This is a genomic window from Listeria monocytogenes, assembly GCF_013282665.1.
GTDB lineage: Bacteria > Bacillota > Bacilli > Lactobacillales > Listeriaceae > Listeria > Listeria monocytogenes_C.
In genome coordinates this window covers 1,885,585-1,906,120 of the sequence record NZ_CP054041.1, presented here as the reverse complement: position 1 = coordinate 1,906,120, position 20,536 = coordinate 1,885,585, and the positions used below count along the sequence as shown (strand labels likewise).

Here is a 20,536-nt window from a genome sequence, read left to right as displayed (position 1 = left end):
ATTTCATTTCTTCCAAATACTATCAAGAAGCAATTGAGGCTTTAATTCATGCTGCTGTAAAAAACAACAAACAAGTTCAAGTATCTTTTCATTCCTTTATTTAAATGACAGTAATATAAAAATAAAAGGCTTGGACATAGGGGATTTTAGCGCCCCTTATGTCCAAGCCTCTTCTGCTATTTTTATTCTGCTACGATTGCTTTTGTCAAATCGTCGACAAAATCTTGTTTGTTTTCTGCTTTCGATGCTTCGGAAATTGCATCAATATCTTTCGGTTTATCATCCCACCGACCAGAATCTGCGGTTACCGCAATATGGATACTTTTATCTTTATTATCATTCATAAAAGTGGATACATTTTCTGGGATATCATCGGACTGCACTGTAGTGAATAGAACAACTTTGTCATAATCCTCTGCTTTTACTTTGTCTAACTTTGTTGTATCGATAATGGAAACATGCACGTTTTTGCCTTCCATGTCTTTTTTCACTTGGTCCATGACACTGTCTTTGAATTTACTACCTTGAGTTGCCAGTAATACATGATCTCCTGTAGCTGATTTATTTATTTCAGCATTTTCAGTAACGTCCATTGATTTAATAAAACGGTAGGATAACATCACTCCTGCAAAGATGACTACGGCGATTCCTACGACGATTAAGCTGATTTTTAGTGGTTTTTTCATTATTAAATTCCTCTTTTCTGTTAGTTGGGTCATTCTGATCTTAAAGCTTCTGCTGCATCTAATTTTGCTGCTTTATTACTTGGATAAATCGAGAAAATAAAGCCAATGATTATCGTTATTGCGAGTGTGACAAGGAAATTCCAGAACGAAATGTGAATCATATCTTCAAAGCCGATTTTCATTTCTAAAATAGGACTAGCTATTTTTGCAATTGTCACGGCGACAAGACTTGATAGCACATTAGCTAAAATAATAATATAACTTGCTTCCATCATGAAAAGCCCGCGAATATGGCGTTTACGATAACCAATTGCTCGGAATACACCGATTTCTCTTGTTCGTTCCACCACACCGATATAAAGCACAATAGCAATCATCACGCCAGCTACTGCAAGCGAAAGGCCTGCAATAAAGGCAATCAAGTACACAATAATATCGGTAAACTGGCTAAATATATCTACGAAAGCATTTGCGTTTGTAATCGAATAATTCGCCCAATCTTTGTCATCCTCATATTTCTCAACGATTTCTTCTGCTTCTGCTGTCGTTTTTGTGAATGCATCTACAGATAAAATCGGTTTTTCAATACCAGTTGTTTTAATAAAATCGTTCATTGTTTTTGTGGAAACATCAAATCCTCTAGCAAAACCTTCTTTAGATGGATTTGTAATACCAGAAATGGTTGTCTCTATTTTGACTGTATTTTTTGTGTCACTGTTTCTTCCGGCATAAACGAAGGTTATTTTTTTACCAATCAGTTTATCACCGTCATTTTTTGTTAATTCATCAGAATCCTTTTTTCCAAGAATTGCTTTTGCTACACTTGACGGGATAACTGCTCCGGTTTCATCACATGTTACCATTTTTCCGCTTAAAAGATACTCATCTTTGACAGTTAAATCTTCATAGCGTGATGGTTTAAAGTTGGCTTCTTGCATTTCACCAGAAATACCTTTTAAATATTTACCATCATATTCAAATTTAATTCCTTGGATAGTAGTGCGTTCATATATTTCTGTAATATTTTCATCTTCATACAGTTGTTTAATTTTCTTAATTTCACTACTCGTTAATGGAGTAGTCGGTTCAGGTGATTTCGAGCCACCATCTTCTTTATAATAAGTCGTAATCTGATTGGGTGAAAAAGTGGTACCAAAAATCTTTGAAAGACTTTGATTCACTCCATTTCCAAGTCCAAATGCTAATAAAATAGCGATAATGCCAATCGAGGTTCCAAGTGCTACAAGCAAATTCCGGAATTTTCTATTGAAAAAACTTTTAAAAGAAATTTTAGCAGTAGCCCACCAGTTTAGTCTTAACTTTTTTTCATTTTTGTGGGTAACTTTTTGGACAACCTCTTTTTTTCTTTCAAATGAAATTACTTCTCCATCTGCTAGTCGTAATACCGCATCGGTTTGGTCTGCAATATTTAAATCATGGGTGACAACTATTACGGTTGTACCTTTTGCTGCCAAATCCTTAAGCAGTTTAATAATTTCGCCTGATGTAACACTATCTAGTGCTCCAGTTGGTTCATCTGCTATAATCATATCTGGATTATTAGCGAGAGACCTCGCAATGGCTACCCTTTGCTTTTGTCCACCAGATAGTTGTGTTGGTTTTTTGCTAGCAAAGTCTTCTAGACCAACTTGTTTCAGCAAATCAAGTGCTCTCGCGTTTCGATCACTTTCTGCTAATTCAGGATTCAAGTATAAAGGAACTTTTACATTTTCAATGACAGACATATGATTGACTAGATGAAAGCTTTGAAAAATAAAACCGATATGGTTAAAATGATAGGCATCTAAATCAATATCCTGTAAATCTTCCCCGTTATATAAAACTTCCCCTTCATAATCAGTGTCAAGTCCACTAATAATATTGAGCAACGTGGACTTCCCACTACCACTTTTTCCTATAATTGCTGCAAATTCTCCATCTTGAATGGCTACATTAATATCTTTCAAAACTGGTGTTTCGTTTCTCTTTCCTAACTTATAAGATTTTTTAAGGTGTTTAACTTCTAACATTTATTCTCCTACTTTCAAATAATGTCCATTTTTTTAGATTTCATATAGATGTAACTGCCTGCAATCACTGAACATAATCCTACATTCCAAATAATAGATAGAAGGGAAATATCGAAGTGTCCATTAGGTAAAATGGAAATGATCCCAGCACCGTTATAAATATGCAAGTAGTATTCAGCTAATAAATTGACAATTAGGATAGCAAAGAGAAGTAGAATAACTGCCGCTTTCTGAAGGGAACTTGCCTTCACGTGATCTTTTAACCACCCTACCGGAATAACAAAGTAACAAACAAACATGGCGATAAATAAAAACATCATCAGCGTTCCAGATACAAATGATAACGCATCTCCTGCTTCGATTCTTCCTGTTTCAAAACCGTAATACCAAATAAAGGCACTTTGAAGTAAAATTACAGTAATTGCGGATAAATAAGCAGCAAATAGTTTTCCGAAAAATTTCTTTGTTTCTGAAAATCCAGAAAGAGAAGCAAGTGTTACGTTTTCTTTCGATGTATCGAGTTTTGTGATTTTCCAAGTAGTGATAAGAACTAGAATTAAGCTTATCACCGTCGTTCCTCGAATTGCTCTAAAAAGCAAATCCATTCCTTCTAGCAGATTCATCGTGAACCCCAGAAAGTTCAGCCCCAAGATAATTGCAAGTCCAATCAAAAGAATCGGACTGATTTGTTTTAAATAAAAAGTAATCATTTTTGTCATTTGTTCATTTCCTCCTTGTAGAAATCGATTAGTGAGTTGCCTGTTTGTTCGCGATAAGTTTCTGTTTCAATATTTTTTAACGTGTTTTCTTTAAGCAACCAAAGTTTGCTATATAATTTTTCGGTTCCTTCTAAATGATGGGAAGAAATAATCGTGATAGCCTCTGGATTTGTTTCGCTAATAATAGCTTTCATTACTTCTGAGCGAGCCATAATATCGATACTCGCAAAAGGTTCATCATAAAGATACAATTTGGCTTTTCTTGCTAACACACTACCAATTTTCACTTTCATTAACATACCTGTTGATAGTTCACCAAGTTTTAGGCGTTTGTTAATTTGCCATCCAGCAAGTAATCGGTTCCACTTATCTAACTCCATATTTTCAAAAAGAAGCGCATGCTGTTTCATAAAATCTTCTATAGTAATACTTTTTTTAGCGTAAAGTTCATTATTTAAATAAGCGATGTGCTGGCGGATATCATTGGTAGTAAAAACTTCATTGTCTAATTCCAATCTGCCACTATTCGGTTTCTTCAAGCTTGCTAACATATCTAGCAAGGTCGTTTTCCCGCTACCATTTTCACCAGTGAGTACAATCATGTCGCCTGGCTTTGCTTCGAAGTCCACATTTTGTAAGACTAATTTATTTGGATAGGATTTAGCGATATTATTTCCCACTAACATTTACTTTTACCTCCTCTACTTTTTTCACCCAAGCGATAATTTTTTCTTTATTAATTCCTAATTTACTCATTTCACTAATAAAATTTTCGGTAAGTTGTTTTGCGATGTCATTTTCCAATTGCTCCAATCTCCTCTTATCTTCTGTCAAATATTTACCAGTACCTCGAACAGTGTAACTAATTTCCGTTTCTTCCAGTTCTGCATAAGCTCGCTGGATGGTTGTTGGATTTACTTCTAACTTTGTTGCTAGCTCTCTTACAGATAGTAGCTTGTCACCAGCCTCGTATGTTCCTGTAACAATTTCTGTATGAATATAATGAACGATTTGTTTATAAATGGGTTTACTATCATCAAACTTCATCATTTCCTCCTTTCGCCTGTCTGTCCGTATCACCGTACCATCTGGGTCACACTGGCTATGAATGTACTATATCAAAGGATTGCGAGACGATTTATATATTCCATATAGAAAAAACGCTTTTTTCGATACATTAAAATATATTTTCTACTCATGAACGTTTACAAGGTGCTATTTTAAAGAACGTCACAAACTGTTCAATAATCTTTTTCAGCATAAATAGCGTATAATAAAGGATAAATAAATCTGCAAAGGAGTGGCACTAATGTCAGAAAAACTAGATACCGTACTTGGCTATTTAAAAGAATTTCCGGATTATTATAAATATGTAAAAAAGCAAACCTATACAATGAACGAAAAAATAATTTTGGAGGAAGAAAAAGCAAAACATATTTTTTTCGTATTAGAGGGCTATGCTGCCGTTGAATTAGAGAATAATTTAAGAAAAACGAACTACATTTCCATCTTTGTTCTTCCATATAATGTTTTAGGAATTGATGCGTTCTCCTCTTATCCGAAAAAAAAGCATAGTATAACTGTCATGAGTGAACGACTCGTACTTTACAAAATAGATGCGGATTTTTTGCTCAATATATTGTCTGTGAAACCTGATGTGAATGATTTTCTTCTAGCTAGTATTGCGGATGTTTTCGCTCGCCACTATGCACTTCTTGGAATGATTGCCAAAACGCCAAAAGAACGGGTTTATATGGCTTTAGAAAATCTTGCAGTGGAGATGGGGACTGAAGATGAGGAAAAAAATGAAATCGTGTTACCAAACTTTATCAATCAGTCAGTCCTTGCCAGATATTGCCGCACAACGCAGCCAAACATATCCAATTTATTAACCGAACTAGTAGAAGAAGAATTTTTACTCAACAAAAAAAGCCCTTACCGGATTGATAAGGACTCTTTGGATATATAATTTTTCAAGATAGACTCGCCACATTGGTTAGTCTATTTTTAATTTTAGTTTTTCTTTTTACGCCAGAAGAATAAGCCAAAAGCGATACATACAGCCATTAAACCAAATACACTATACAACAAGCTATCCCAAAAATTATCCCCAGTAGTAGGTAGTTTTAAATCCTCTGCAACTAGTGATTGTTTCTTTTGAGCCTCTGTTATTTTTAATGTCTCCGGTTTGTCGGTGGAAGCTCGGTGTACACCTGGTGTAGTAGGATTATTCGGTTGGAGAGGTTCAACTGGTTTTGTTGGTGTTACTGGTGGTGCTGGAAGGACTTTTGCTTTTACGGTTACATTAACAGTCACAGCTTCACCGGCAAAGCTATAAGTAACCGGATAAATGCCTACTTTTGTGGTATCAACTGTCCCTTCTACTTGCACCTCACCAAAGGAAACCTCAGCTCCAATTGAATTTATTGCGCCATCAAAATTATCCTCTGCACCCCATTTATCCCCTACATAAATTGTGGAATCATGCGCTTTAATTGTGGCTGAAACAGCTTGATACACATAAGTGACTGTTTGAGAGTCCTTTTCAAATACTCCGCTTGCATTTGCTGGTAATTTACTTTCGTCTAATGTAAATCCGGCAATTTCTTTCGCTTTTGTTTGGTAAGAATCATCTAGTTTTCCCATCAAATCTTCAGAAGTAGCTATTTCGTGACCATTTTCATCTACATATTTTACCGTGACTGGTGCGCCTTCCATTTTTTTATACACATACGTGACAGAAAGTGGCTCGTAGTCAAATGTGCCAATTCCATTGGTTGGTAATTTGGAAGTATCTAAATCATATCCATCCATTGCTAATTCATATTCAGGCGTTGTTACGTCATAATCATCGCCTATGAATCCACTAACTACCTGTGGTTCATGAATCGTCTTTCCAGCTTCATCTACATAATTAACTGTTAAATCCCCAGCTGTCGTACTTGGCATGCTAATACCAAAAGTTATTTGGTTTTGTGGGTTGTTTGGTGCATTATCCAATACAACACGAATATTATGATAGCCAGATCTGAAACTCTTTAACGAAATACTAACATCAGAGGTTAACTCGCCCTCATACAGTAGTTTACCAAAAGCTTCATCCGTAATTGTTACCTCATGCCCTTCAAAAAGTTCCCTATCAAACATAAATTCCGTATGCAAATCAATAAAAGTAGAACTGCCAGGAAGAAAAGGAGTAAGCAATGTATCATTCGTTAAGTTACTAAAATAAGTGGTTGTCGCCTTCAAATGTCCCCCGTATTGAGGTGTAGCCGCTGGATAAATAAAAGTTGAGTAAGAATAAATACTTGGTTCTGGTTCTCTACTATTAATGGTCACTTGGTTACCCGATACATTTACTTCATTTCTTCCTGTTCGATTTTCATATAAGCTCAAAGGAATTTGACCAACCAGTTGGTTGCTCTGTAACATAATCGACGAAATCTTTCCGAGTCCATCAGGAATTTTTCCAGTGAATTGATTGTAGTCTAATCGAAGTTCTGACAAATTCGTTAATTTTCCTAATTCAGCAGGAATCTCTCCTGATAGGTTATTAGAATATAAAAGCAATTTTTCAAGTGATACTAAATTTTTAATCTCTGGTGGCACCTTACCAGTAAGCGATTTATTACTCAATGAAATAGTCTTAATTTTAGCCAAATCGTCAAATGTTAAATCTACACCGACCACTTTTGGCGCTAATTGTCTGTTTACCTCATTAATTAACCATGTTTGTCCTCCTAAATCTTCCGAAGTAACAATGTCGGTTGCATTATTTTTTAAATTAACTTGTTGGTTCGTATCCTTTGTTGATTTCAATTTTGTTGTTTCAATTTTGGCTGCTGATCCAGAAAGTGGATTAACCCATACAAAATTCAATGATAAAACAACAGCAGATAGGCATAGAAACGCTTTTTTCATTTGTGTATAACCTCCAGTAATGTTTATTACTCCTAAAATTATACGCTAAACAGCCATTTAAAAATGCCTTCTTAAGTAGTGAAATTACTTATTTGTGAATATTTATTGAACTTTTTATATCATAAAAATAGGGGGTTCTTCCATTTTTAATCAATTATTTTTGACACATTTTAATAAAAAACATCCAAAATAATTTATTGTAAATAAACATAAAAACAAAAGTAAATTATCCCAAAATGATTGATATAACTCGTTTTAATACAAAAGTAAACATCTTGAAAATCCCCAACACCTTTTTCAAACGCATCCAAAATCGTTAAAAATCACTTAAATTCAACCTATTTTTGAACAAACCTACGTTTTTATTCGTTTTTGAGCTTATGTCAATAAATTGTCACATTTAAACCGCGCTCATCTGCACCTTTAGTCTATTTTTAGTACTCAATCGCGTCGGAAACATACTATAATTGACTAATAAATGACAAAAACAAGAACAACAGACGGGATGTGCGACACTTCTTGAGAAAAACTTTTCTAATCCTCACTAGCTTCATTATATTTGCAACACTAATTTCCCTTATTTTTTCGAATGTTTATGCGGAACAATCTACTTCATGGCTAGAACAAGAACTTGACGGCAATGAACCATTTATTAAGGCTGTCGAACGCCAATTAAATAAAAGCCGCGAACAAATAACTTTACAAGACTTAGAAAGTATGACGACATTAGGTGTCGAAAATGCTTCTTCATTCCCTGAAAAAATTACTGATTTTAAAAATTTAACCACATTATCTGTACATATGGGAACGATTACGGAAGTACCAGATAACCTAGCTGAATTAAAAAAAATTACTACTTTGGTTTTAACTAAGAATAACTTAACTGAATTTCCTATGGTGGTTTTCCAACTGCCCGCTTTAGATTCCTTACAATTAGCCAATAATTCTATTAAAGAAATACCACCTGAACTCACTTCTATGTCCTCTCATTTAAGTAGCTTAGGACTTCAAAATAATCAATTGATTTCTATCCCTACTGAATTTTTCACTATTGATTGGGCAAGCGGTTACTGGCCACCACTTGGACTTAGACCATTACTTACTGCCCTATCAGGAAATCAAATTACATCAGATATTCCCGCAGACTATCTTGATAATTACAATAATGGCGGTAATATGCTGGAACACTATTCTTATAGACAAGGTCAAGATCAATTAGTTTATAATGGCGATCCTATTACCGTACCTTTTAATACGGACTTTAAGCAACTAATCCCTGATAAATCTAAGTTAGGGCTAGCTTCTAATAAAGCCCTTTTTGACGCACATGAATTTGAATACTACGATGACGGCTCCTCTACTCTCGAAAACGGCGTGGCGACAAAAGAAGGGCCAGGTTTCATCACAATCAAAAGCACTTTATCCACCAAATCCAATCCATTCGCTAAAGTTCGCGTTCCGATCATTGTGGAAGCTCCACCAAAAGGCGCTGATATTACAGTGGAATATAAAAGTACTACTGGCGAAACGCTTGCACCAATCGACACTTTAGAAGGTTTACTGGATGCAAATTACACATCCAATCCTAAAACCATTACTGGCTATACTCTAACGGAAACGCCTGCAAATGCGAACGGTACTTTTTTGAAAGATCCACAAATAGTCACATACATTTATTCCAAAGATCCCGTTCCCGCGGAGCCAGTCACTGTTAATTACGTGGATGATAAAGGCAAAAAACTAGCACCGTCCGAAACATTTACTGGATTTATTGATGACCCTTATGTATCTCTTGAAAAAACAATTGATGGTTATTCATTAGTCAGCACACCTACAAATGCCAGCGGAAATTTAACAGCGAATGCGCAAACAGTTAATTACATTTACCGAAAAATACTCATCCCCGCCGAACCCGTAACAGTTAATTACATTAGTGATACCGGCGAAAAACTAGCAGACCAGACAGTATTAAAAGGAAATATTGGAGACACTTTTTCCGTTTCAGCAGAAACCATTTCAGGTTACAAACTAAAATCAACTCCCACTAGTGCAAAAGGGGTATTCTCCGATAAAAAACAAACAATTGACTATGTTTATGAAAAAAAGAATGATTTACTAAAAAAAGGCTCTACATTAAGTGTAAAGCCGAATAATACATCTTCTGCTCCAACAGAAATAAGCGCTGCAAATAAGCCGAAACTACCTAAAACAGGAGACACTAATCCTTTAGTTTCAACACTAACAGGCCTATCCCTTTTAGCTTCAACCATCATTTTATGGAGAAAAAACAGTTAATAATTCCAGAATACAAAAAGACGATAAACTAATGTTTATCGTCTTTTTATCTGATTTCTTTCTTATAATGATTTCTCAAATTGTTACAATCCATCTTTCCTAAAGTTTCCTTTAGATTGTTTGTATTTTTTTAGCTAGGCACATAATTCCAAGACCTTTCACGTGGAAAAGTCTTAAATATCTTCGCGTTCTAGCCATAAACTAAGAAGTACATCGTTTTCTTCTTTAATATCTTCTTTCGTCATTTCAGGTTTAACATCTACTTTTTCGAGAATTTCAAATTGAATTGTGTCAATTCCATGTTCCCTTGCTTCTTTTGCCATTTCTGGTGGTAGCATGTTTCCTGCTCCTATTTTTATTCCAAATGCAAGTTTATTGGCGATTCCTTTTAAATCCATGGTGTTATCAATTAAGTATTTACCACTTTTTGTACTGATAAAACGGTAAACGCCGGCATCAGGGGCTTTTTCTTTGTATGCACGAATTAGTTCTTTACGATTATCTTTATTCATTTATTTCACGTCCTTAATAACCTGCTTCTTGTAATAGTTTGCTTAGTGTTTTGAGGCGTTCGCTGAGTAGCTCATCGTCGTTTTTTAATGCTTGCTCGAATAATTGCATGTCCTCATCAATATATTCGTTATCTTCACAAACGGCAATAGTCAGCGCATCTCCTTGCAAACCAATACGATCAAGCGTGGGATTCTCTTTATCATAAAAATGAGGTAAACGGTAAGCATCTTTAAAATGAACTTTGGTTCTAGCGATTAAAATTGCCAAGTCGAGCACACGATGTAGCGGAAGTTCTTCAGATTGGCGCGACCATTTATCACCTGTGTGACGCCAAACTTTAGCGGAAATATCTACTTTGCCGCGATCATTCCACTGCGCAAGTCCGAGCGAAAGCCCCTTAGCATCTGAGTGGTAAGCATTCTTGCCGTCTACTTCTTCATAATTTTCAACAACGATTACTGGTTTATGTTTTAAGGTAGTTGGAATCTTCATGAGATTTCTCCTTTTAAATTTTATTAGTTTACTAAATTAGTATATTACTAATTTTATAAAATGTAAAGAAAAAACTTCCCTAGTTATTAGGAAAGTTCGTTTTTCATATGTAATTGTTGCAATCCATCTGATAATTCAACCTCGATAGTGCGATGGTTCGTGACGTTTACTATTCCTGAGTCGGTTTGATACGTGCCTGTTGCCGGGAGAACGTAATCTTCTAAGTCAATCATCTCGCCATTCTTTACTGTGCCAGTAATATACCACGGATGGCCTAAGAGCTCTTCTGCTTCTTGAAAGTGTCCGCAACGAATAAACGCTCGAATGTTGGTGGAGCTTATTTTAGTTTGATTCGTTTCAATCACTGGGACGGATGTGACACCTATATCATAAGGCTTGCATAGGTCCCGAAGTAAATCTACGTCAGAATCGCGCCCTTTACCAAAATTAAATTCGGAACCGACGACAATATGCGATAAATTTAAATTGGTTAAATGGTCTTTGACAAACTCTTCTGGCGTCGTTTCCGCATACCTAGGTGTAAATGCTGTTTCGATTAAATGATCAACACCGTAATGTGCGAGCCAGCGTTCTTTTTCCATTCTTGGTGTGAGCATTTCGCGATATATGTCGATTTGTTTTAAAGCCCAAAGTGGATGTGGACTGAAACTGATAGCGGTTAATATTTCATTTTCTTTTTTTATGGATAATGCTGTATTTAAAATGGACTGATGGCCGATATGTACCCCGTCGAATTTGCCGATTGTTAAAACGGCGGGACGACTATCCTTATTTGGTGCGAGCGTTACATGTGATACTTCCATTGGCTGATTTCCCCCATTCCTCTCTAAGTTTAAAGCATAACAAGGCGCTCGTGCAAATTTATTGATTGCATAAAAAAAGACCTTTCCTAGTTTCGAAAAGGTCTTGAAAAAGTTTATTCTACTGTCACACTTTTTGCTAAGTTTCTTGGTTTGTCGACGTCACAATCACGGTGAAGTGCTGCGTAATAAGCTAGTAGTTGGCACGGGATGACGCTTGCCAGTGGTGTTAATAATGGATGCACTTGCGGAATAACAAAGCGGTCGCCTGGTTGTGCGACGTTTTCCATTGCGAATACACAAGTTTTTGCTCCACGCGCTAATACTTCATTGACATTTCCACGAATATTCCAGTTGATAGATTCTTGCGTGATAAGCGTTAAAACTGGTGTTCCGTCTTCGATAAGCGCGATTGTTCCATGTTTTAATTCGCCACTAGCAAAACCTTCCGCTTGAATATAAGAAATTTCTTTTAGTTTAAGAGCAGCTTCCATCGCTACGAAATAATCAATATTTCTACCTAGGAAGAACGCGTTACGAGAAGTTGCTAAATATTCACCAGCGATGTGCTCAATTACTTCTTTGCTAGAAACCATTGCTTCCATTGCTGTTGCTACAATTCCTAATTCAGCAGCTAAATTCATGTTAAGTGCTTCTTCGTCACCAATTTCGCGACCAAGGGAAACTGCAAGTACGGCCAACACGGAAATTTGGGCTGTATAGGCTTTTGTTGAAGCGACAGCGATTTCTGGACCTGCGTATAAATACATCGAATGGTCTGCTTCACGGTCTAGCGTCGAACCTGGTACGTTTGTTAACGTTAATGTCCGGTACCCAAGTTCTTTCACTTTAACAAGACATTGACGGCTGTCGGCAGTTTCACCACTTTGTGTAATAAAAATAAACAATGGTTTTTTAGACATCAATGGCAAATTATAAGCAAATTCACTGGAAACATGTACTTCTACAGGGATTTTCGCCATTTTTTCGATTAAATTTTTTCCAACTAAACCGGCATGATAACTCGTTCCACATGCAACGATATGAATGCGGTCAGATGATAAAATTTCGTCAATGATAGTTTTATCGACATTGATTTCGCCAGCTTCATTTTGGTAAGCTTGAATGATTTTACGTGTGACAGCTGGTTGTTCATCAATTTCTTTTAACATATAGTGCGGGTATGTGCCTTTTTCGATGTCGGATGCATCTAGTTCTGCTTTGTAGCTAGCTCGAGTGATTTCTTCACCTTCCAGTGTTTCTAAAGTGAAGCCGTCTTTGGTCACAATCACGATTTCTTTATCCATAATTTCCACGAACTCGTCTGTTTCTTTAAGAACAGCCATGGCATCACTTGCGATAACATTGAAGTTTTCGCCTTTTCCGATTAATAATGGACTTTTATTTTTTGCTGCGTAAAGTGTTTCTGTATCGGTTTGGTCAATTAAGCAGATTGCGTAAGAACCATGAAGTAACGATAACGTTTTTTTGAATGCTTCTTTAGTAGGAAGTTCTGTTGCAAAAAATTCAATAAGCTGAACGATTACTTCTGTATCCGTATCACTAACAAATGAATGATTTTGTAAGTATTCTTCTTTTAAAAGGGTATAGTTTTCGATTACACCATTATGAACCATTGTAAAACGGCCTGATGTACTTTGGTGCGGGTGGGCGTTTTCGTGATTTGGTTTGCCGTGCGTTGCCCAGCGTGTATGTCCGATTCCCGTTGTACCGAATGCATCACTTGGTACAAGGCTCGCAAGGTCTGCAATCCGTCCTTTTTCTTTGACTACTGTTACTAAATCCTTATTTTGCAAAGCGATTCCCGCAGAGTCATAGCCGCGGTATTCTAATTTTTCCAGTCCTTCTAATAAAATGCCTTTTGCATTATTTGTTCCAATATATCCAACGATTCCACACATAATAAAATTCCTCCAATAATTAACTTGAGGGCAGACTTATCCAATTTCAAGCCCTCTACATTTTTTGGTTTCCTTGGAGGGAAAAAAACATGTTTCATTACTACTCTGTCCACTTGGTCACCCAAATGATTTGTAAGTAAGACTTAACGACTGCATGCACAGCCGGGAGACTCCCGCCGAAATTTCGATTAATCTCCTCCTCGTCAACTGACCGATACTTTTCAGGGATTTCACCTTCAAGTATTTTCGTCCCAATCAGTTCTGGCGCTTCTATTTAATTGTACAATCCTCCTTCACTACTTTTCAAGGAAACAAATTCATTTTACAATAATATGTATACTAGGTCAAGCATTATATATAGCCGTTTGATTAAAATTGGTCTATACATTGACAAAAAATAACAAATGACTAATAATATAGATATGATATAAAAAGGAGCGAGCTGAATGGTTTTTACAAAAAAAATAATTGCTAGTATTGCTGTTTTCATTTCACTTGGATTCATTTATTTTCGAGTAAGTACAGCTATCGCATTTGAAAATACAAGTAATGCTTCCCTTCTCCCTTCTACTGGAGACGCGTTTTCGGTTTGGCCGATTGTTATAGGAGTGGTGCTTGTCGCGCTTGCTGTCGTCATATTTATTAAGAAGAAAATATAAAAAATCGTTTGAGAGCATGAGATATGCTTTCAAACGATTTTTTTATGGGCGGCTTAGGTAAATGGCTTGCTTTCCCATAGCAGACCAGCCTTCTTCTAAGATGCTTCTTTTTACAGCACGATTTTTATATCCATATGGATCATTAATATAAAAATTATTTTTATCGAACCCAGTAATTACTACACTGTGCATCGAATACGTAATTTTCTTTTTACCTTCTTTTGTTTGGACGGTTTGCCAATTTTTGGGTGCATGATAGTCCGTGGTAGTGATAATCCAAACTGGTGCACCTGTGCTGAGTACGGTAATGATGTCTTGAATACTATTACCACTAATATCATGGACATGTGCTTCGTTAACATATTTAGCAGCCAGTTTAGCCATAGGCGCATGATTCACGCCAAGACCAGGGCTATCGCCGCTAATGCTCCCGACAAATGCTTTATCCGGATTACCGTGTAAACCATTTTGTTCGATTGGTGTTGTCGGTAGATTATTCGCTAACTCATTTTTGGTTACTTGCTTTCCATTGAACTGTAAGAGCATCGCTAAACTAGTTACTTCACAGCCATTAAAGAGCGCAGGCGCATCCATTTGATTCACTAGCGGAACATCTAATCTCACATTAAAAGGTTCGTTGTCTAATTTATAAACGACTTTGGCGCTTTCGAGTTTGACGGTTGGTGAATAAAAAGTATATTTCGTATTTAGAAGGGTCAAACTAAATATACATGCTGTAATGACAAGCAGTGATTTTATCCAAATTCGCATTGTACTAGCTTCCTAGACATTCTCAGCTAGGACTGGCTCTCCTGGATCTTTTGTTTCTGCTTCTGACTCTTCTGTTGCTTCGATTGCTTCTTCGCTTACTTCGGTATTGAAGTTGGCGATATACCCTTCTAATGAACCGGAAATTTTTTGCATTTCTTCAGAGATAACGACTAGTTCGTCTACTTTCATTTTGTTTACTTCCGCGAATTCAAGTGCAGCAGTGGATTTTTCACCGATTTGGTTGGAAATTTCTGTTACGTCGCTAATCGATGTGTTGACTTCTTCAATCCCCGCCGCCATTTCTTCCGTTTCTTGAGATACATTTTGCATTTGAGCGGAAATATCGTTGACACGGTGGAGTAAATCGGTGAAGGTTGCTTCTGTTTCCGAAATGATTTTTTGACCAGCTTCTGATTCAGAAAGACCTGTGTTCATTACTTCAATAGTTGTTTTTGACTCTGTTTGAATTTTTTTCAGTACAGTATTAATGTCAACAACCGCAAGACGTGATTGTTCAGCTAGTTTGCGGACTTCTTCGGCTACAACTGCGAACCCACGGCCATGTTCGCCGGCACGAGCAGATTCAATTGCCGCATTTAGGGCAAGCAAGTTGGTTTGGTCAGCGATATTTGTAACGGTATCCAGCGCTTTTTCCACTTCGCCAACGCGGTTAACTAATTGCGAAACAACGTCTGTGCTTGAACGCATAACCCCGCTAATACGATCCATTTGGGATACTAGATTATTAATAACGGCAATTCCATCATTCGTTTTTTCTGCGGAGTCTTTTGTTAGATCAGATACTTTAAGCGCGTATTCAGCCACATTTTGAACGCCCCCAGTCATTTGATCCATTGCATCCGTACTTTCTTTCATGCTGCCGATTTGGGTTTGGATTTGTTCACCCATCATTTTCATTTCGATGTCCATTTCTGTTGTCATTGCAGAAATAATTTCCGAACTAATAATAACGTTATCACTAGAAGATTTTACATCTGTGGAAGCTTTTTTGACGTCCTCAATCATTAGGCGGAGGTTTTCGCTCATTTCATTTAAGTCGTTTGTAATATCGCCTAATTCATCTCTACCATTGTATGTGCTGCGGTAAGACAAATCACCACTCGCTACTTTATGTACCGCTGTTTGCAAGTGACGAATTCCTTTAAGAATCACTCTGGTAATATAGGCGTTGAAAATGAATAGTGAAATTAGCACGGCGATAATAACAGCTGTGAAAATAAGACTGATTTTTACACCAAAGTCAGAAATTGCTTGAGACGAATTTTCGACTTCTTTGTAGTTCATGTCATTTAAAACGTTTAATTGTTTGGTTGCCTCGTCAAATTTTGTTTTGACATTTTGGTAGTATCTGTTTTGCGCTCCAAGTAGTTCTGCGTCGTCTAATGCGCTTGAAGTATCGCTAATTACTGAAGATGCGGCTGATTTCATGTCCGCTAGTTTTTCTTCAAAATACGCTAATTGCTTTTTGTCTTCTGGTGTTAAATTGGCTTTTTTGAAATTATGAATTGCTTGGTCATTCTCGGCATAAAGATTATCAATATCTTTTATAAGAGTTGATTTTCCATTAATAGTGTCGAACATGGTCAGGATGTCGATATTGATTTGCGCCATGTTTGTTTGAATTTTTGCGATTTCTTTCATTGGTGCGACATTATTATCAACCATATTATCTGAAAGTGTTGCTACATGACGAAAGCCAAGGAAACTAGTCGCGCCAAGTCCGATTAACATGATGGTCGTTATAACAATATTGATGCTTAATTTTGTTTTCAATTTACGATTTTTAATTAAATTCACCCATTCCACACTCCTATTCTCTAATTCTAGTTCATTATCTCATATTTTTTAAAAAAACTCCATATTTTATCGTAAAATAATTAGTTTTAATAAAAAATATTATAATGGTTAGCGAATATCAGCATAAAATGGGTGATAAGGTTATTTTTTTATTTATTATTTATAAAAATCTGCGTAAAATAGTTTTAAGTGGTGGCATTTTTGCGAAACGATGGTCTTCTAGAACTGACTGGATTTCGAATTTAGTATAACCGAGCGCTTCATCCATCACGATTTTTCCAGGTAGCGGAGCGGCTGCGTTATCCACAGAAACGTCGATGATTACTGGTTTAGTTGCTAGTTTAGCGTTTTCGAAAGCAGCTTCTAGATCCGCTATTTTTTCTACTCGGAAACCAATTCCTCCGCAACTTTCAGCGAATTTTGCGTAATTAATATCTGGTAGGTCGATGGCGTAGTTTAGTTCACCAGCTGATTGTTGTTCGTATTTAATGAATGAAAGTTGTTGGTTATTTAAGACAACGACAATCATTGGCATATTTAAACCAACTGCTGTGACAAAATCTTGCATAACCATGGAAAATCCTCCATCACCGACGATGGCGATTGCTTGGCGGTCTGGGAATGCTTTTTTGGCAGCAATCGCTCCTGGTAAACCGCAGCCCATGGTGCCAAGCCATGCGGAAACAATAAAGTCATTTTCTGGTGATAAGTGCAAATAACGAGTGCTCCAAACGGTTGCAGTTCCTACGTCGATAGAGAAAATGGCATCTTTATCCGCGATTTTTTGGATATTCGCCATCACGACTTCTGGGGCGATTGGATCGGTTGTTTGTGCAATGTCTTCTTCTAACCATTTCCACCATTCTTGCATATTTTCTTGACATGCTTGAAGGAATTTACGTGCTTCTACAGGTGCAGTTTTAGCGGTTAAATTACCGATGGTTTCTGCGGCATCGCCTACTAGACCAACTGTTGCGGGGAAACGTTTGCTGATTTTGGCTGGGTCAATATCGATTTGGATGCAGTTTGCTTTTTTGGGTAAATAATCGCTATAAGGGTAATCATTCCCGAACATTAATAGTAAATCGGTTTCTTGCATGGCTTCATATGCTGGTTTAGTTCCGATTTTACCAAGGTTTCCGAGTGCATTTGGATGATTATCTGGAACAATTGTTTTTGCTGGTAAGGAATGAATAATCGGGATTTTCAATTTTTCCGAGAAGGCCATTAATTCCGGTCCAGCGTGTTTAGTCCCTAATCCTGCTAAGATAACTGGTTTTTCCGCTTTTTCAAGCAGTGTTACGGCTTCGTGTATTGCTGCTTCATCTAGTTTTGGATTTTCTTGTTCAAATTTCACTGGTTTTGCTTCGAGGTTCGCTTTAATTACTTGTGACGGGATATCGTTTGGAATCGTTAAGACAGCGACACCTTTTTCTTTATAAGCCGTGCGAATTGCTTCATCGACCACATCCGCGAGTGTTTCAGCATTATCAATTTGTTTATTATACACGGCAACATCTTCGAAAATCGCTGGTAAATTGACTTCTTGGAAAAAACCGGTATTTAATACATCGGTTGTTACTTGTCCAGCGAGTACGAGCATTGGGACGTGGTCCATTTTTGCGTCATACATCCCGTTTAGAAGATGAATTGCTCCTGGACCGCCGATAGATAATGCGACACCAATTTTGCCTGTTAATTTGGTATATGCTGCTGCGGCTAGTGTCGCCACTTCTTCGTGCCGAACGTGAATAAATTCGATTGCTTCTTGTTCTTTTCGTAAAGCATCAACTACGGTGTCAATCGAATCGCCGGGTAAACCGTATACGTGGTCGATACCCCAATTTTTTAATGTTTGTACGAGTGTTTCACTTGCTTTTACTTTTTTCATTTTACTTTCTCCTCCCATGGATGTTTTCTCTAATGTCCAATAGTTTTCGTTTACCCTGTTTTTAAAAGAGTATTCATAAAAGAGAATTGACGAACAATTCAGAAGAGATTATAATGAAGGCAAGGTGGTGATCAAAGAGATGCAAACAAAATTGCACTGCTCTCTACTTTCTAACAATGGCTTTAGGATTGTTTAGAAAGTAAGAGTGAAATAAACTCTTCAATCCTTCAGCTAGTTTAAACCAACATTAAACTATTAAAGGAGAATCATAATGAAAGAGTTTATCGAACCATACCAATATAATTTTATCAAAAAACAATTAGAAAATGTCTCACGTGCATACCGGTCCGCGAATGATACCTCGACTTTGAAGGCGTTAAAATCGTTAACAGAGGAGAAAATCAATGAGCTATTCCCGGAGAGTGTGCTAAAGGAGCATAAGGACCTGTTTAGCGAGCTCCATGCGATTACTTCAACTAAAGACGCAGAGCCGTTTTTAGAGGGGTTAAAAGCCTATGTGGTTCCTTTCGCACCGCCTAGTGATGTGAAACTTAAAAAACTTTTTGCGAAAACGAAAAAATTAAAAATCCCCGCCTGGTCTAAACTGGATTTGCGCGACTATACTTTTTACGGTTGGAATGATATTGCTCAGCAGCGTAAGTATATCGTGACTTACGAGGACGGAAATTTGGTTGGCGTACAAGGAACTATTTCTACAGAGATTCAAAAAGGCGTTTGTTCGATTTGTCACTCGCATTCCAAAGTATCGCTCTTTATGGCGAAAACAAAATCTTCGAGTGATGGTATTTATACGACAAATGGCAATTACATTTGCTATGATAGCGATGTTTGTAACGAGCAAATAAAAGCCCATGAAACGTTAGATGAATTTATAGAGGTTGTTAAGAAACGTAAATAAAAAAACAGAAAGTCTCTCATTATAGTTTGAGAGGCTTTCTGTTTTTATTTAAAGAAGGAAACACCGTCTAGTATTTTAGCTATTTTTTGATTATCTTCATCTCGATGTTCTACTTCATTATTAAAGAAGTAGCAACGGAAGTCCTTATTCTTAGTTATAGTCTGAAACCATTCTGCCTCAACAACTTGCTTGATGACTTTTGCCAAGCTAATGCTTACTTTCTCTGTTTCAGCTTCATCCAGCGGCTGCATAATAAGGTTCATAGAACCAAAATCGCTGTATGACCAGTCCGGCGTTTCATCAGCTTGGAAATCGTCACTTAGCTTTTCGACTACTTCTGCACTCAAAAATAAATCGCCGTGCTCAGTATAACTTGAAAAGGCTAAAGAAAATAAGGTTTCATCTGGATGCTCATCGACAAATGTTTGAATCGCTGTTTTCATTTCTCCAAGTAATCGTTCTTCTAATTTTTTGTATGCAATTCGTTCATTCGAAAAAGTTACTCTTGAACCACCTGTCGACCAAGTTTGAATTATTTTTAATAAAGAACCATCCTCTTTATAGTAAAAGTGATTCGTGGTATCCATTTCGGATTGACTAGACTTGGATAATGTATTGATTGCTTTTAATTGGGCATTTTGATAATAATAACATTGCGTTGATGTACCTTGAGCAGCGTGACGAATTGCGGTTTGCACTTGGTTATTTTTAAGCATATATTTGGTTATATTGCTTAGTGAGTCCCCGCTCCAATACATTGTTTCAATGCTATTTTCTTCGTAGCAATACATCGTAAAATAATGAAATTCACCTAAAAATGCTGCCATTTGTTCTACTAAAATAAGACGATCTTGAGCATCAAAATGATACTGATAACAGTTATTATCTTTGATGGGCTCCTTCAACGTTTTACCGTTTAATTTATAACCATCTAATTGATTTTCAAAAGGTAAAACGTTGTAGCGACAGCCTTTTGTTACTTCAGTTCGCGCGCTTCTAGAACGAAAATCTTTTAAATAAAAAGCGGCTTTATCTTTTGTTTCGTCAAATTGTTGTTTTAGTATGTTAGCAGTTTCCAT

The 20,536-nt window shown here is 36.8% G+C and carries 18 protein-coding genes; 4 read left to right on the top strand and 14 right to left on the bottom strand.

What is annotated here, in order from left to right; genetic code table 11:
* Positions 1–182: 182 nt before the first annotated feature.
* The 5 genes from HRK21_RS09585 to HRK21_RS09565 are packed head-to-tail and all read right to left on the bottom strand — an operon-like array spanning position 183 to position 4,482.
* A complete protein-coding gene (locus HRK21_RS09585) occupies positions 183–686 on the bottom strand; it encodes a hypothetical protein (RefSeq protein WP_070006262.1) in 504 nt (167 codons plus the stop codon).
* A 29-nt stretch (positions 687–715) separates the two neighbouring features.
* Positions 716–2,716 (bottom strand): ABC transporter ATP-binding protein/permease, encoded by a 2,001-nt coding sequence (locus HRK21_RS09580; RefSeq protein ID WP_070006264.1) that lies wholly within the window; start codon positions 2,714–2,716, stop codon positions 716–718.
* 14 nt (positions 2,717–2,730) lie between these two features.
* Positions 2,731–3,435, bottom strand: a complete 705-nt coding sequence (locus tag HRK21_RS09575; RefSeq protein WP_070006266.1) for an ABC transporter permease — start codon at positions 3,433–3,435, stop codon at positions 2,731–2,733.
* On the bottom strand, positions 3,432–4,121 hold the full coding sequence (locus HRK21_RS09570; RefSeq protein WP_070006268.1) for an ATP-binding cassette domain-containing protein: 690 nt from the start codon (positions 4,119–4,121) through the stop codon (positions 3,432–3,434). Before HRK21_RS09570 ends, HRK21_RS09575 begins: the two co-directional genes overlap by 4 nt.
* The gene (locus tag HRK21_RS09565) at positions 4,105–4,482 is read right to left on the bottom strand and encodes a GntR family transcriptional regulator (RefSeq protein ID WP_069888245.1); all 378 of its coding nucleotides are present in this window, start codon (positions 4,480–4,482) and stop codon (positions 4,105–4,107) included. Before HRK21_RS09565 ends, HRK21_RS09570 begins: the two co-directional genes overlap by 17 nt.
* A gap of 262 nt (positions 4,483–4,744) precedes the next feature.
* Between HRK21_RS09565 and HRK21_RS09560 the strand changes: the two genes are divergently transcribed.
* A complete protein-coding gene (locus tag HRK21_RS09560) occupies positions 4,745–5,404 on the top strand; it encodes a Crp/Fnr family transcriptional regulator (protein WP_003738393.1) in 660 nt (219 codons plus the stop codon).
* 44 nt (positions 5,405–5,448) lie between these two features.
* Here HRK21_RS09560 and HRK21_RS09555 read toward each other — a convergent pair whose 3' ends face one another.
* Positions 5,449–7,356 (bottom strand): MucBP domain-containing protein, encoded by a 1,908-nt coding sequence (locus HRK21_RS09555; RefSeq protein WP_070006270.1) that lies wholly within the window; start codon positions 7,354–7,356, stop codon positions 5,449–5,451.
* A 519-nt stretch (positions 7,357–7,875) separates the two neighbouring features.
* On the opposite strand from HRK21_RS09555, the gene HRK21_RS09550 reads away from it, so the two are divergent.
* A complete protein-coding gene (locus HRK21_RS09550) occupies positions 7,876–9,651 on the top strand; it encodes a MucBP domain-containing protein (RefSeq protein ID WP_070006272.1) in 1,776 nt (591 codons plus the stop codon).
* A gap of 173 nt (positions 9,652–9,824) precedes the next feature.
* Here HRK21_RS09550 and HRK21_RS09545 read toward each other — a convergent pair whose 3' ends face one another.
* The 4 genes from HRK21_RS09545 to glmS all read right to left on the bottom strand — a co-directional run bounded on the left by HRK21_RS09545 (position 9,825) and on the right by glmS (position 13,399).
* Positions 9,825–10,163: a GIY-YIG nuclease family protein gene (locus tag HRK21_RS09545; RefSeq protein WP_003738390.1), complete on the bottom strand. Its 339-nt coding sequence runs from the start codon at positions 10,161–10,163 to the stop codon at positions 9,825–9,827.
* A gap of 13 nt (positions 10,164–10,176) precedes the next feature.
* Complete coding sequence (locus HRK21_RS09540) at positions 10,177–10,656, bottom strand: DUF6530 family protein (RefSeq protein WP_003721849.1); 480 nt, start codon at positions 10,654–10,656, stop codon at positions 10,177–10,179.
* 86 nt (positions 10,657–10,742) lie between these two features.
* A complete protein-coding gene (gene ribC, locus HRK21_RS09535) occupies positions 10,743–11,480 on the bottom strand; it encodes an FAD synthetase RibC (protein ID WP_070006274.1) in 738 nt (245 codons plus the stop codon).
* 113 nt (positions 11,481–11,593) lie between these two features.
* Positions 11,594–13,399 carry a glutamine--fructose-6-phosphate transaminase (isomerizing) gene (gene glmS / locus HRK21_RS09530; protein WP_070006275.1) on the bottom strand — a complete coding sequence of 602 codons (1,806 nt, stop codon included), beginning with the start codon at positions 13,397–13,399 and terminating at the stop codon, positions 11,594–11,596.
* Positions 13,400–13,845: 446 nt separating this feature from the next.
* Between glmS and HRK21_RS09525 the strand changes: the two genes are divergently transcribed.
* On the top strand, positions 13,846–14,058 hold the full coding sequence (locus tag HRK21_RS09525; protein WP_003738385.1) for an LPXTG cell wall anchor domain-containing protein: 213 nt from the start codon (positions 13,846–13,848) through the stop codon (positions 14,056–14,058).
* Between the two features lie 42 nt (positions 14,059–14,100).
* Here HRK21_RS09525 and HRK21_RS09520 read toward each other — a convergent pair whose 3' ends face one another.
* The 3 genes from HRK21_RS09520 to HRK21_RS09510 form a co-directional block, all read right to left on the bottom strand.
* Positions 14,101–14,829 carry a C39 family peptidase gene (locus HRK21_RS09520; protein WP_069888239.1) on the bottom strand — a complete coding sequence of 243 codons (729 nt, stop codon included), beginning with the start codon at positions 14,827–14,829 and terminating at the stop codon, positions 14,101–14,103.
* Positions 14,830–14,841: 12 nt separating this feature from the next.
* Entirely contained in the window at positions 14,842–16,647 is a 1,806-nt protein-coding gene (locus tag HRK21_RS09515; RefSeq protein WP_069888238.1) for a methyl-accepting chemotaxis protein, read from the bottom strand.
* Between the two features lie 160 nt (positions 16,648–16,807).
* Positions 16,808–18,538 carry a pyruvate oxidase gene (locus HRK21_RS09510; protein WP_070006276.1) on the bottom strand — a complete coding sequence of 577 codons (1,731 nt, stop codon included), beginning with the start codon at positions 18,536–18,538 and terminating at the stop codon, positions 16,808–16,810.
* Positions 18,539–18,809: 271 nt separating this feature from the next.
* Here HRK21_RS09510 and HRK21_RS09505 point away from each other — a divergent pair, with 271 nt between their 5' ends.
* Positions 18,810–19,457 (top strand): FusB/FusC family EF-G-binding protein, encoded by a 648-nt coding sequence (locus HRK21_RS09505; protein ID WP_070006277.1) that lies wholly within the window; start codon positions 18,810–18,812, stop codon positions 19,455–19,457.
* Between the two features lie 44 nt (positions 19,458–19,501).
* Here HRK21_RS09505 and HRK21_RS09500 read toward each other — a convergent pair whose 3' ends face one another.
* Complete coding sequence (locus HRK21_RS09500) at positions 19,502–20,536, bottom strand: hypothetical protein (protein ID WP_003738380.1); 1,035 nt, start codon at positions 20,534–20,536, stop codon at positions 19,502–19,504.